Origin of the sequence: Massilia genomosp. 1, assembly GCF_011682185.1 — a bacterium.
Lineage (GTDB): Bacteria > Pseudomonadota > Gammaproteobacteria > Burkholderiales > Burkholderiaceae_D > Telluria_A > Telluria_A rubra.
In genome coordinates this window covers 35,968-48,535 of sequence record NZ_WHJF01000018.1, presented here as the reverse complement: position 1 = coordinate 48,535, position 12,568 = coordinate 35,968, and the positions used below count along the sequence as shown (strand labels likewise).

The 12,568-nt window shown below is 65.0% G+C and carries 7 protein-coding genes; 3 read left to right on the top strand and 4 right to left on the bottom strand.

Annotation, left to right across the window (positions count from 1 at the left end):
• Positions 1 to 235: 235 nt before the first annotated feature.
• On the top strand, positions 236 to 2,698 hold the full coding sequence (locus F1735_RS09260) for a CehA/McbA family metallohydrolase (RefSeq protein ID WP_167236668.1): 2,463 nt from the start codon (positions 236 to 238) through the stop codon (positions 2,696 to 2,698).
• 254 nt (positions 2,699 to 2,952) lie between these two features.
• Here the strand turns inward: F1735_RS09260 and F1735_RS09255 are convergent, their stop codons facing one another.
• A complete protein-coding gene (locus tag F1735_RS09255; RefSeq protein ID WP_166895255.1) occupies positions 2,953 to 3,531 on the bottom strand; it encodes a TMEM165/GDT1 family protein in 579 nt (192 codons plus the stop codon).
• Positions 3,532 to 3,689: 158 nt separating this feature from the next.
• On the opposite strand from F1735_RS09255, the gene F1735_RS09250 reads away from it, so the two are divergent.
• Both F1735_RS09250 and F1735_RS09245 read left to right on the top strand, forming a co-directional pair.
• The gene (locus F1735_RS09250) at positions 3,690 to 5,555 is read left to right on the top strand and encodes a M1 family metallopeptidase (RefSeq protein ID WP_167236667.1); all 1,866 of its coding nucleotides are present in this window, start codon (positions 3,690 to 3,692) and stop codon (positions 5,553 to 5,555) included.
• 22 nt (positions 5,556 to 5,577) lie between these two features.
• Positions 5,578 to 7,230, top strand: coding sequence for a serine hydrolase (locus F1735_RS09245; RefSeq protein ID WP_167236666.1), 1,653 nt, complete (start codon positions 5,578 to 5,580; stop codon positions 7,228 to 7,230).
• Positions 7,231 to 7,237: 7 nt separating this feature from the next.
• Here the strand turns inward: F1735_RS09245 and F1735_RS09240 are convergent, their stop codons facing one another.
• From F1735_RS09240 to F1735_RS09230, 3 genes are all read right to left on the bottom strand, one after another.
• Positions 7,238 to 8,404, bottom strand: coding sequence for a hemin-degrading factor (locus F1735_RS09240; protein ID WP_167236665.1), 1,167 nt, complete (start codon positions 8,402 to 8,404; stop codon positions 7,238 to 7,240).
• 26 nt (positions 8,405 to 8,430) lie between these two features.
• A complete protein-coding gene (locus F1735_RS09235; protein ID WP_167236664.1) occupies positions 8,431 to 10,770 on the bottom strand; it encodes a TonB-dependent receptor domain-containing protein in 2,340 nt (779 codons plus the stop codon).
• Positions 10,771 to 10,917: 147 nt separating this feature from the next.
• The gene (locus F1735_RS09230) at positions 10,918 to 12,465 is read right to left on the bottom strand and encodes a S1C family serine protease (protein ID WP_167236663.1); all 1,548 of its coding nucleotides are present in this window, start codon (positions 12,463 to 12,465) and stop codon (positions 10,918 to 10,920) included.
• Between the last annotated feature and the right edge of the window lie 103 nt (positions 12,466 to 12,568).

The window sequence follows — 12,568 nt, the reverse complement described above, 5'->3', positions numbered from 1 at the left end:
CGGACTATTTAGTTTTCCACAGGCGCATCGCGCTGCTCTACGGCAACAAGTCCCTCTCTCCCTGCTAGGTCCGCCTCCACCGCGTTGACTGTCGGCAAGTCACGTGTTGTTTCACCTAAGGAAATCTCCTCGCCTTCGGAAACTCATTTCCAAATGTAAATACTCTGTCACGGTAAGGTCATGCATAGTTGCGAGAATTCAGTTGTCTGTACCTATTCATGTTAACGGGATTCCCATGCGCCACCTCACCACGTTCAAGCTGTTCCGCCCGCTCGCCATCGCCCTGGCCCTGTCCGCCAGCCACGCCGTCATGGCGTCCGAAGCCGACCACCAGGAATTCGAAGCCACCTTGCATGTGCCGTACGCGGCCGCCAGCGCGGCGCGTACCTTCACGCTCGCCTTCGACTATCCGCACGTCGAGCGCCTGCAAGAGGTGAGCTGGAAACTGGAACTGCTCGGTCCATCGGGCCAGGTGGTCCAGCAATGGCACGGCGTGCAGCGCATGTTCCAGAAGCCGGTCGATGTCAAGGTGTACTGGGCGGGCAAGGCTGGCCTTGCTGACGGGGTTTACCAGGTGCGCATGCAAGCCGTTTCCAACGATGCCGCCGAGCGCGGCCGCGCGCCGGACCAGTCGCCCGAGTCCGTGGAGCGCCTGCTGGCGGCCGGCGCCGATGAGATGGTGGAACAAGGTTGGGACTTGGCGATCGGCAAGACCGTCCAGCCCGCCATGCCGGCCTTCCGCGCTTTGCCCACCAACAAGGTCAACGGCAAGGCGGGCGAACTGTCTTCCGTGCAAATGGCCACGCCAGCGCCGGGCGCGCTGCCGTACACCATCTATTTTGCCAACCTGCACAGCCAGACCAATCACAGCGACGGCGGCGGGGCCATCAGCAGTTGCAGCGGCTCGCAAGCACCGCAAAGCGCCGCCTTCGGGCCGGCCGACGCGTACGCGTACGCCCGCAACAAGGGGCTGGACATCCTGATGACGTCCGAGCACAACCACATGTTCGACGGCTCCGACGGCACCAACACCTCGGCCAGCCCGGCCACGGCCAAGGCGCTGTTCCAATCTGGCTTGACGGCCGCGGCCGGTTTCAATGCCGCCAATCCCGACTTCCTGGGCGTGTACGGCATCGAATGGGGCGTGATCAACAACGGCGGCCACCTGAACATCTTCAATACGCCGGAACTGTTGCAGTGGGAGCTCAACAGCAGCGGCCAACTGATCGGCGACACGCTCACGCCCAAGGGCGACTACAGCGGCCTGTACAGCCTGATGCGCCAGCGCGGCTGGGTGGGGCAGTTCAACCATCCCTCGTCGAGCGGGCAATTCCTGGTCGGCGGCGTGCCGCTCGGCTACAGCGCCGACGGCGACCAGGCGATGGCGCTGTGCGAAGTGCTCAATACCTCGGCGTTCTCGACCAACACCAGCGAGACCGAAACCGGGCGCAGCAGCTTCGAAGGCGCCTGCAACAAGGCGCTCGAGGCGGGCTTTCACATCGCCTTTTCCACCAATCAGGATAATCACTGCGCCAACTGGGGAGCCTCGTACACCAACCGTACCGGCGTGTTGATTCCCAACGGCACACCGCTGACGCAAGCGAGCTTTATCGAGGCGCTGAAGGGGCGGCGCGTGTTCGCCACCATGGACAAGACCTCGCAACTGGTGCTCACCGCCAACGGCAAGGTCATGGGCGAGCGCTTCAGCAACAGCGGCCCGCTCAAGCTGATCGCCAACTTCGCCAGCAGCAGCGGCAGAGTGGCGTCGACGGTATCGATCGTCGAGGGCGTGCCGGGGCGCAAGGGTACGGTCAGCCAGCTGGCCAGCACGGCCGACACCACCATCACCCCAGCGCTCGGCGAGCACTTTTACTACGCCAAAGTGACGCAGGACGACGGCAAGATCTTGTGGTCGGCCCCGATCTGGGTCACGCAGACGGCGGGCGGCGGCGGCGACACCACCGCGCCGACGGTCAGCGCGAGCCAGAGCGGCACCAGCGGCACCATTTCCCTGGCGGCGACGGCGAGCGATGCCGGCGGCATCAGCCGGGTCGAGTTCTATGTTGACAATGTACTGAAAGGAACGGACAGCACGGCCCCGTATGTGCTCAGCCTCGACTCGGCGACCCTGAGCAATGGCAGTCACCAGTTGACGGCCAAGGCGTATGACGTCGCGCTCAACAGCGCGGTCTCGGCGCCGCTTGGTTTCAGCGTCAGCAATGGCGGCACGGCGCAGCAGCAACTGCTGACCAATAGCGGATTCGAATCGGGCGTGAGCGGGTGGGTGGCGCCGAGCGGCGTGATCACCTCGGCCGGGCCGGCGGCGCACGGCGGCAGCTGGAAGGCTGCGCTGAACGGCGAGGGTGCAGCCAACACCGATACCGTGTACCAGCAGGTCGCGATTCCATCGACGGTGACGAGTGCCACGCTGGGCTTCTGGCTCAAGGTCGTCTCGAGCGAAACGACGACGACCAGTTCCTACGACAAGCTGAAGGTACAAGTGAGAAGCGGCGGCAACGCCGTGCTGGCGACCCTGGCCACGTACTCCAACCTGAACAAGGGAACGAGTTACGTGCAAAAGACCTTCGACCTGAGCGCCTACAAAGGGCAAACGGTGCGGATCTACTTCGAAGGCGTGGAAGGCTCGACGATTCCCACCAGCTTCCTGATCGACGACGTCACCCTCACGACCAGATAACCAAAAGCAACAACCCCCACAACCGGGGTCAGAGCTTTAATTTGCAACTTTTTTGTTGCATAACCGGGGATGAACTCCGGTTATGCAACAAAACGTCGACGGAGGGCAGTGCTGGGCAAAAAAATCCATCAACTATATGCCCAACCGCCGTCGGCCCCCACTTTTGCACGGTTTTGCAAGTTTTAAGTTTGCAATGTTTCGATTAAAAGCTCTGACCCCGGTTGTAGGAGTTGGAGTCGGAATTTGGTAGGAATTCAGAAGCCGAAGCGGGCGCCGGCGCCCAGCAGGGTGGCGATGCCAAGGGCCGCGAAAATGGCGGCGGCGATGCCATGCACCAGTTTTAGCGGTACTTTGTTGGCAATCCGCTCGCCGAAATACACCGCCGGCACATTCGCCAGCATCATGCCGAACGTGGTGCCGGCCACCACTGCCACCATCGATTCGTAGCGCGCCGCCAGCGCTACCGTGGCAATCTGGGTCTTGTCGCCCATCTCGGCCAGGAAAAATGCGATCAGGGTCGTCAGGAATACGCCGTAGCGCCCCAATCCCGGCTGTTCGTCGTCATCGAGCTTGTCGGGCACCAGGGTCCACGCGGCCATCGCCAGGAACGATACGCCCAGCACCCAGCGCATCACGTTCGGCCCGAGCAGGGTGCTGACCCACGCCCCCACCGCCGCCGCAAACGCATGGTTGGCCAGCGTCGCCACCAGAATTCCCAGCACAATCGGCACCGGCCGCCGGAATTTGGCCGCCAGCAGGAATGCCAGCAGTTGCGTCTTGTCGCCAATTTCGGCGAGGGCGACGATGCCCGTTGATACAAGGAAGGCGTCCATACAGTGTGATCCTAAGGGGAAGCGCGGATCATAACAGAGCCTCCCGTGTGGCTGCGCGCACCACGGTGCCCGTCAATACGCGCCTGCGCGCTTTCGCGCGGCCTGCGGAAGTGATATTCTGCCTGCGCCAATCCACATGCCACCGACCCGGAAAAACCATGAAGACATCGACCCTCCTGCGCGCCACCGCCTGCGCCGTGTTCTGCCAACTTGGCGCCCACGCGTACGCCCTCGATCCCCTGAGCTACGCGCGCTACGACCAGGTGAAAACCAGTGCCCTGCACATGGACCTGACGGCCGATTTCGCGAAGAAGACGCTGTCCGGCCACGCCGAACTGACCTTGAACTGGGTCGATAAGTCGGCGCGCATCCTCGATCTCGATACGCGCGCGCTGACCATCTCCAAGGTCCAGGCGCTCGACTCCAGCGGCAAGTGGGTGACCGTGCGCCACACGCTCGACAAGCTTGATGCCGAAAAAGGCCAGGCCATGCATATCGACCTGGCCGCGCTGCCGGCGCAACCTGAGAAAGTGCGCATCTATTACCGCACCTCGCCGACCGCCACCGCGTTGCAGTGGCTGGCGCCGGTGCAGACCATGTCGGGCAAGCGCCCTTTCATGTTCAGCCAGTCCGAGACGATCGAGGCGCGCTCCTGGGTGCCGCTGCAGGATACCCCGGCCGTGCGCTTCACCTACAGCGCCCACATCGAAGCGCCCAAGGACCTGCGCGTGGTCATGAGCGCCGATAACGATCTCAATGCCACCGGCAAGGGCGGCTGGGACTTCAAGATGCCGCAGCCGATTCCATCCTACCTGCTGGCCATCGGCATCGGCGAAATCGACGTGCGCGCACTCGGTTCGCGTACCGGCGTCTATGCCGAGCCAAAACGCATCGGCGCGGCCGCCTATGAATTCGTCGATACCGAAAAAATGGTCGCCGCCGCCGAATCGCTGTACGGCCCTTATCGCTGGGGGCGTTACGACATGCTGGTGCTGCCGCCGTCGTTCCCGATCGGCGGCATGGAAAACCCGCGCCTGACCTTCCTCACGCCGACCATGATCACGGGCGACCGCAGCCTGGTCGACCTGATCGCGCATGAACTGGCGCACAGCTGGTCGGGCAACCTGGTCACCAACGCGTCGTGGAAGCACTGGTGGCTCAACGAAGGCTTCACCACCTACGTCACCACCCGCATCCTGGAATCCCTGTACGGCCCCGAAGTGGCGGACATGAACCTGCAGCTCGAGCAGGAAGAAGCTATCGCTTCGCTGGCCACCATCCCGGCCGCCAAGCAGGCCTTGCTGACCAAGGACCCGGACACCTCGTCGGCCAACTACACCGATGAAGGCCTGGCCTATCCGAAAGGCGCGTGGTTCCTGCGCACCCTGGAGCAGCGCGCCGGCCGCGCGGTGTTCGATCCCTTCCTGCGCGGCTGGTTCGACCAGCATGCGTTCCAGAGCGTGACCACCGAGCAGTTCGTGGCCTACCTGCGCAAGAACCTGCTGGCGAAAAATCCCAAGCTCTTGAGCGAGGCCGAACTTGAAGAGTGGCTGCACGGCGCCGGCATTCCGGCCAGCGCCAAGCGCGTGGTTTCGACCCGCCTGGCCGCACTCGATGCCACCCGCGCCAGCTGGCTGTCTGGCGCCACGCCAAGCGCCAGGCTCGATACCAAAAAATGGAATTCCACCGAGTGGATGAAGTTCCTGAACGATATCGACAACAAGGCCACGGCCGCCCAGCTCAAGGAACTCGACCAGGCCTTCCACCTCGCCAAGAGCACCAATAACGAAGTGGCCTTCCGCTTCTTCCGGGCGTCGATCAACGCCGGCTACACCGATGTGCGCATGCCGCTCGAAGCCTTCCTCATGAGCGTGGGCCGCCAGAAGTTCGTGCTGCCGCTGTACGCCGCACTGCGCGCCAAGCCGGCCGACAAGGTCTTTGCGGAGTCGGTCTACAAAAAAGCGCGCGCGCGCTATCACCCGGCCACGCAGGTCGGCGTCGATAAAAAAATGGCAGGCAAATAAAAGGACCGGCACTGTGCTCCATATGAACCGTATTGCGGCAGCGATCCTGCTGGCCTTGAGCAGTGTTGCGGCCGTCGCGCAGGCGCCAGCGGCGCCCGCAGTGGCCAATACACTGGCCAGCGCTCCGGCCAGTGCCTATGACCTCGACGCCGATGTCGCGCGCGTGATGAAGACGTTCGATGTTCCCGGCATGGCGATCGCCATCGTCAAGGATGGCAAGGTCCTCGCCGCGCGCGGCTTCGGCGTGCGCAAGCTGGGCGAGCCGGCGCCGGTCGACGGCAAGACCATCTTCGAGGTGGCGTCGAACTCCAAGGCCTTCACCGCAGCCGCGCTGGCCATGCTGGTCGACGAGGGCAAGCTCGATTGGGACGACAAGGTCATCAAACATCTGCCGGATTTCCAGATGTACGATGCCTACGTCACCCGCGAGATGACGGTGCGCGACCTGCTGGTGCATCGCAGCGGCCTGGGGCTGGGCGCCGGCGACTTGCTGTGGTGGCCGACCACCAGTTTCACGACCGACGAAATCATCGGGCAGCTGCGCTACGTGCGTCCGGCCACGAGTTTTCGCAACAGCTACGCCTACGATAACCTGCTGTACATCGTGGCCGGCAAGATCATCGCGCAAAAGGCTGGCAAGCCGTGGGGCGATGCGGTGCGCGAGCGCATCCTCAAACCCCTGGGGATGAACGCGACCACCACCAGCCTGGCCGACAACGCGGGCAACGCCAACGTGTCGGCCCCGCACAGCAAAATCGACGGCAAGATCGCCGCGGTGCGCGCGCTGCCGGTGCCGAACGCCGTTGGCGCGGTCGGCATCAACACCAACGCCGAGGATATCGCGCGCTGGATGACGGTGCTGCTCGATGGCGGCGCCATCGCGGGGGCGCCCAAGGATGCGCAGGGCAATCAAGCGCGCCTGTTCAGCGAGGCGCAAAGCCGCGAAATGTGGACCGCGCAAACGCCGATCAAAATCAGCGAGCCGAAACCGACGCTGGCGGCCACCAGGCCGAACTTCTTCGCCTATGGCCTGGGCTTCCAGCTGCGCGACTACAAGGGCCGCAAGCTGGCCTTGCACGGCGGCGCGCTGCAGGGCTTCTATTCGCGCGTGGTGATGGTGCCGGAAGCGAAGCTGGGCATCGCGATTTTGACCAATGCCGAAAGCGGCGGGGCCATGACGTCGCTGCAGTATCGCCTGCTCGATCATTATCTCGGTGATTCCCTCAATCCTGCGCCGAGCGACTGGATCACCTTGATCGGCGATGTGGAAACCGAGTCCCGCAACAAGGACCTGGCGAAACAGAAGACGGCCAGCGCCGCCCGCGCCGCCGCCTCGCGCCCGTCGCTGCCGCTGGCCGCCTACGACGGCGAGTACAACGACGCCTGGTACGGCGCGGTGACCATCAAGCCGGTCGGCGCCAGGCGGGTGCTGAGCTTTACCCGCACGCCCGACCTGAGCGGGGAGCTGGAGCACTTCCAGCACGATACCTTCATCGTGCGCTGGAAGGAGCGCAACTTCAACGCCGACGCTTACGTCACGTTTTCGCTGAACCCGGACGGCAGCATCGAACGCATGAAGATGGCGCCGGTGTCGACCGAGACCGATTTCAGCTACGACTTCGCGGACCTGCTGTTCACGCCCGCGAAGAAGAAGGACGTCAAGGACGCGAAGTAAGCCTCGCTCATCCCTTCGGCAGCGCGGCGGTCAGGTCAACCCAGCTTTTCGGCTGCGGTTGGCCGCGTTCGCGCACCCCGAAAAAGCTCACCACCTGTTCGCCCTCGGTGTCGTAGAACTCGACCGAGGTCACGCCCGCGCGCCGCACCACCCAGCCGCTCTTGAAGGCGCTGTCGCGCAGGTGCAGGTTAAACGCCGGATCGAGCACGTTGTACCAGCCCGCGCTGGCCGCCGTCTTGGTGATTTTGCCGCTGAAAATCTGGATCAGGGCGCCGTTGCCAAGGAAGGACATGAGCGGCAACTGCTGCCTGGCCGCTTCGTCGAGCAGGGTGCGCACCGCTTCGGGTTTGAGGCGCTGCACCATGCCGGCCGGCGCCAGGCGCATCGCCTGTTCGCGCGTGATCTTGAACTCGGTCAGCAGGCGGTTGAACTGGTGTACGTCGCTCATCTCGTTCCAGGCCTGCTGGAATTCCTTGACATCGACCTTGCTGTCGGCCAGTTCGGGCGCTTTCGGCGCGCGCGCGGCCACCTTGAGGGCGGCGTTCTGGTCGGGGTGGCGGAAGTCGGCCACCAGCTTGTCGAACACGGCCACGCCGGCGGCGTCTTTCGGATAGATCTTGTGGATCGCGGCGCCGTTCTCGTCGAAGAACTGCAGGCTGCGTTTGACCACGCCATCAAAGCCCGGCTGCGCCACCGCAAAGGCATGCTTCCACTTCGAGAACGTGAAGCGCAGGTCGATCTCGCCACCGAGGTAGCCACCGGCGATGTTGCGCTGGCGTGCTTCGCGCTCCTCATCTTTCACCCCCGCGTCCTTCGCCACCTCTTTATCGTCGTCCGGTTGCGGCTTGACCTTGGTGGCCACGCCGGTGCGTTCGATCACGCCGTTTTCGTTGCGCGTGAGCGCCAGCACGGTGCCCAGGTCGAGCGCGCGGCGCATGATTTCGCGCGGGTCGTTGCCGTCGCTGCGCAAGCGCGTGACGGTGCTGCCGATGCCAGTCGCCAGCAGCTCGGCTTCGGATACGCCGAGCGTGCGCGCGGCGTCGCGGATCATCACCTTGGGCTGTTCGGTGCGGAGCTGGCCCCAGCGCTCGGCCAGGGTGGCGGCGCCGGCGTGGCCGGCCAGCACAAGCAGGGCGCCGGCAATGGCCAGCGGAAGGGTGCGTAAGCGTTTCATGAAAGTCTCCTGGTGGGTGGGAAGGGTTAGTATTGGAATGTCAGCATGGCCGCCGCATTGCGGCCGGGGCGTGTCTGGCGTTCGATGTCGGCCAGGGTGGCGGCGTCAAGGCCGGCGGGCAGCGAGCGCGATGTCGCGTAGTCCCAATAGCGCTTGTCGCCCAGGTTGTAGATGCCGACGTTGAGTTTGACGTTCTTGCCGATGTTCCAGTACGCGGCCAGGTCGATCACGGTGGCGCCGGCGATCCGGAAACGCGGCATGCTCGCGTCGCCGATGGTGTCCGACGCCGGTTGCTTGCCGGCCGTGGCCACGGCGCTCAGCGACACGCCGTAGGCATCGCCCGCTGCGTCATAGCCCAGGGTGGCGCTGGCCTTGCGCGGCAGGGTGGAGGCCAGTTCGCCTTCCTTGCCGGTGGCGCTGTCGCGTGCCTTGCCGTGCGAGACGCCGGCGGCGGCCGCGATGCTCACGCCGGCTAGCGTCGGCGCCCAGCTACCGAGTTCCGCGCGCAGCGACGCTTCGCCGCCCCAGGTGCGCGCGCTGCCGTTGTTCTGCGGCCGGTACAGGCCGCGCGTGATGGTCGGGTAGTTCACCGGGTCCGGCGCCTGCGTTACGTAGTCGATGAAGTTCTTGTACTCGGTGCGGAACACCGATGCGGAGAGCTGCATGCCCTTGGCCGGACTGCTTTTCATGCCCGCCTCGAACGCCTGGCTGGTTTCCTTTTTGAGGTTCGGATTGCCCAGCACCGCGTAGCCGACGCCCGATCCGGTGTAGCTGAACGAGTCGTAGGTGCCGGTGCGTTCGGCCGCCGTCGGCAGGCGCGCGCCGCGGTTGATGCGGGCATACACCGACAGGTCGTCGCGCAAGGCGAGCGACAGGTTCAGGCCCGGGGTGGCGTAGGCCTCGCTTTCGGTCTTGATTTCGCCGGCCGCCGAGGGCACCGCGACCACGTAGGCGGCCAGGTTCTTGGGCGTGAGCTTGCGGTATTCGGCACGCAGGCCGGGCGTGAGGGTGGCCTTGTAGCCGCCCGCCATAAACCCGAATTCAGCGCGCAGGTAAGCGCTGGCCTTGTCGCTGTCCATGTCGGCCATGCGGTTCTTCATCGTGAACTGCTGCGCTCCGGTGGCGATGACGGTGCGCTCTTCCAGCCACGGACGGCGCGTCTCGGCCTGTTCCCAGGCGGCGCCGTAGGCCAGGCTGAGCGAGTCGCCCAGCTTGACGCTGGCGTCGGCGCCCGCGCCGGCGCTCTTGTTGTAGTAGCCGGTATCGATATTGCGCAGGTAGGCTTGGTTGCCGCTGATGTAGCGCGCGCGGGTGCGATCGATCACGCTGGCGTCCTGCACATACAGGCGGCTCTCGAGCGTGTCGAAGATGCCGTTGGTGGCGCCGCTCATGCGGTGCTCCAGGCTGACCCGGGTGCGCCTGGTGTGCGAATCCTGCCGCACCCCGTCCGGATACAGGCCGCCGGTCTTGTTGACGTAACTGCGCGCGTTGTCGCGCTCGTAGCCGTCCAGGGTCAGGCCGATGCGTTGGCCCCGGCTTGGGGTCCACTGGAACTTGGCCAGCAGCGCGTTCGAATCCCAGTCGTCCGGGTTGGCCGCCACGCTGCCCTTGTTTTCAAGCTCCTTGCCGCTGCGATGCACGGCCACGGCCAGCGCGTCGAGTACGCCGCCTGCGCCGATGCGCGCGGCGCCCGTCAGGCTGTGCGAACGGCTCTTGTTGGCGGCGCTGTAGCCGAGCGCATAGGCCAGGTAGCTGCGCTTGTCGTCGCTCAGGTAGTCGCCCGGCGACTTGGTGACAAAGGCCACGCTGCCGGCCAGGCCCGGCGTGCCGGCCGCCGCCGGGCCGGTGCCGGAGCCGATGCGCACTTCGCGGAACATGGCCGGGTCAAAATAATCGCGTCCGATGCCGAAGGTGTTCATGGCGGTGCCGTCCGGCTTGGGCGCGGCGTCGGGCAGGGCGATGCCGTCGATATCGAGGCTGACCCGATTGCCTTCGACGCCGCGGATATTGAAGCCGGTGTTCCCGGCGCCATCCCACACGCTGCCGCTGCCGCTGAAGGCGGCCGGCACCGACACCAGCGGCTCGTAGCGCGCGATGGCGCTCATGTCGCCGGCGTTGCGGCGCGCCAGTTCCTCGGCGCTGATGACGGTCACGCTGCCTTGCAGCGCATCGGGCGCCTTCTCGCGCAAGGGCGTGACGACGATGCCGGCCAATTGCTGCGGCTCGCGCGGGCCTTGCGCGTGCGCCGCGCCGGCGCCCAGCACCGCCAGCATGGCCGCGTTGAGGGTGGTGTTGACAAGGCGGCGCGATGGTGCGGCAGGCCGGCGCGCAATCGCGCGTGCCGGCAGCGGGGTCGAAGTGATCATGGTGGTCCAGGTCGGAGAGTGTCAGGCTGGCTCTCGGACCTGGCGACGCGATGGCGTCGGGCAGGGACACTTGCTGGCGGGTGTCAGATGATAACAAGAATCATTATCATTTGCAATGCAGCCCGCCTCACAGGTTTGACAGGTGGCTTACTTGCGGTTCCAGACGTCCATCATGTCCTGGCTGCCCTGCAGGCGGATGCCGTTATCGGACAAGATACTTTCGGTCGCGTCGACCATCTCCTTGCGCCGCACGACCATGGTCTCGCCGCCGCGCTGGTCGAAATGGATCACGATCAGCTCGTCCTTCGAGTCGCGCAGCAGCTGCACCATGTGGGCCAGGCTGCGTACCGGGACCTTGTTGACCGAGTAGATCACCGAGCCGAAACGGTTGGAGTAGCCGCTGACCGATTTATGCGGGAAGAAGGGCGAGCTGACCACCACCAGTTCCTGGCGCTCCGGCGTCGGCGCATCGCCGCGGCGCGTCACCAGCGGGCTGGCGATGTAGCTGGCCGCCGCCATCACGTTGACGCTGGAGCCGAGAAAGGCCAGGAAGTCGGTGCTGGCGCGCGAGAACACGATCGGGCCGTAGATGAAGTACGACGGATAGCCGTTGTTCAGGTCTGGAATGAGCAGCTTGCGTCCGCCCACCGCCGGCACCTTGACGTTCATGCTCTTGCCGGCGCGGACAATCGTCAGCGGCACCGCGCCATCCTTGGTCACCTGCTGCACGCGGTACTGGAAGCGCACGCGCAGGTTGGTGCCCAGCTTGACCATGCCCTGGTTGTCGATGGGCGAGTCGCCGATATGGGTGATGACGTCCCATTCCTTGAGCGGATAGGCCGCGTCGTTCTGGTTGGGGCGCTGCACCACGGCGCCGGCGATGTCTTTGTCGAGCTTGAGGAATTCGCGCAGGACCGGGTTTTCCAGCGTCTGCACTTCGTCGGTCAGCGAGGGCTTGCCGTCGTATTTGCCGTCGGCGACATCGCGCAGGAACAGGTCCACTTCTTCGTTCGGGATGATGTAGCCGATGTTCTGGGTGTTGGCGGCGCCGCCGAAGGCCAGCCCCACCATCTTGTCGTTGGCGATCGCCGGGCCGCCGCTGTTGCCGGGGTTGATGGCGGCGTCGATCTGGATGCGCAGGCCGGTGGTGCCCATGCTGTAGTTGGCAAATTCAATGCGCGAGACGATGCCCTTGGTGATCGACAGCGAGGTGCCGCCGGTCGGGTAGCCGTAGGCGAAGACCTGGTCGCGCACATCCGGCAGCACGCTCGCGCGCGCGACCGGCGCATGGGTATCGAAAAACGATTCGTCGTCGAGCTTGAGGATGGCCAGGTCGATCCCGCGCGCGACCGCCACTACCGTGGCCGAGACCTTGCCGCCGGCCTGGCTGGCCTGCACCTGGACCTGGCTGGCGTAGCCGACCACGTGGGCGTTGGTGAGGATGCGCTTGCCGTCGATGACCACGCCGGAGCCGCTCACCTCCAGCGGCGAGGCCTTGGTCCATGGCTTGTACGGGTCCGGGCGGCGCAAGGTGGCGAACACCTTGACCACCGAATTTTCGAGGTTGGCGGGAATGGCGGCCACCGGCGCGGCCGGCGGGGCCGCCGAACCCGAACTGGTGACATCCTGTGTTGCATGGGCCAGCAGGCTCGCCGCGGCGAGGGCGGCGGCGACGGCGATACGCGATATGTTCATTGGGTAATTTCTGGTTGGGAGAAGGGGCGGCGAGCGTTAATCATACACGCGCGCGGCGCGTCGTTCCAGCGCTGGGGAACGCAACGGGCGGACAAAAAAACGG

Bases quoted from the DNA above. Each gene is read 5' to 3' on its own strand.
- F1735_RS09260 (WP_167236668.1), top strand. From the start codon at position 236: ATGCGCCACCTCACCACGTTCAAGCTGTTCCGCCCGCTCGCCATCGCC.
- F1735_RS09255 (WP_166895255.1), bottom strand. From the start codon at position 3,531: ATGGACGCCTTCCTTGTATCAACGGGCATCGTCGCCCTCGCCGAAATT.
- F1735_RS09250 (WP_167236667.1), top strand. From the start codon at position 3,690: ATGAAGACATCGACCCTCCTGCGCGCCACCGCCTGCGCCGTGTTCTGC.
- F1735_RS09245 (WP_167236666.1), top strand. From the start codon at position 5,578: ATGAACCGTATTGCGGCAGCGATCCTGCTGGCCTTGAGCAGTGTTGCG.
- F1735_RS09240 (WP_167236665.1), bottom strand. From the start codon at position 8,404: ATGAAACGCTTACGCACCCTTCCGCTGGCCATTGCCGGCGCCCTGCTT.
- F1735_RS09235 (WP_167236664.1), bottom strand. From the start codon at position 10,770: ATGATCACTTCGACCCCGCTGCCGGCACGCGCGATTGCGCGCCGGCCT.
- F1735_RS09230 (WP_167236663.1), bottom strand. From the start codon at position 12,465: ATGAACATATCGCGTATCGCCGTCGCCGCCGCCCTCGCCGCGGCGAGC.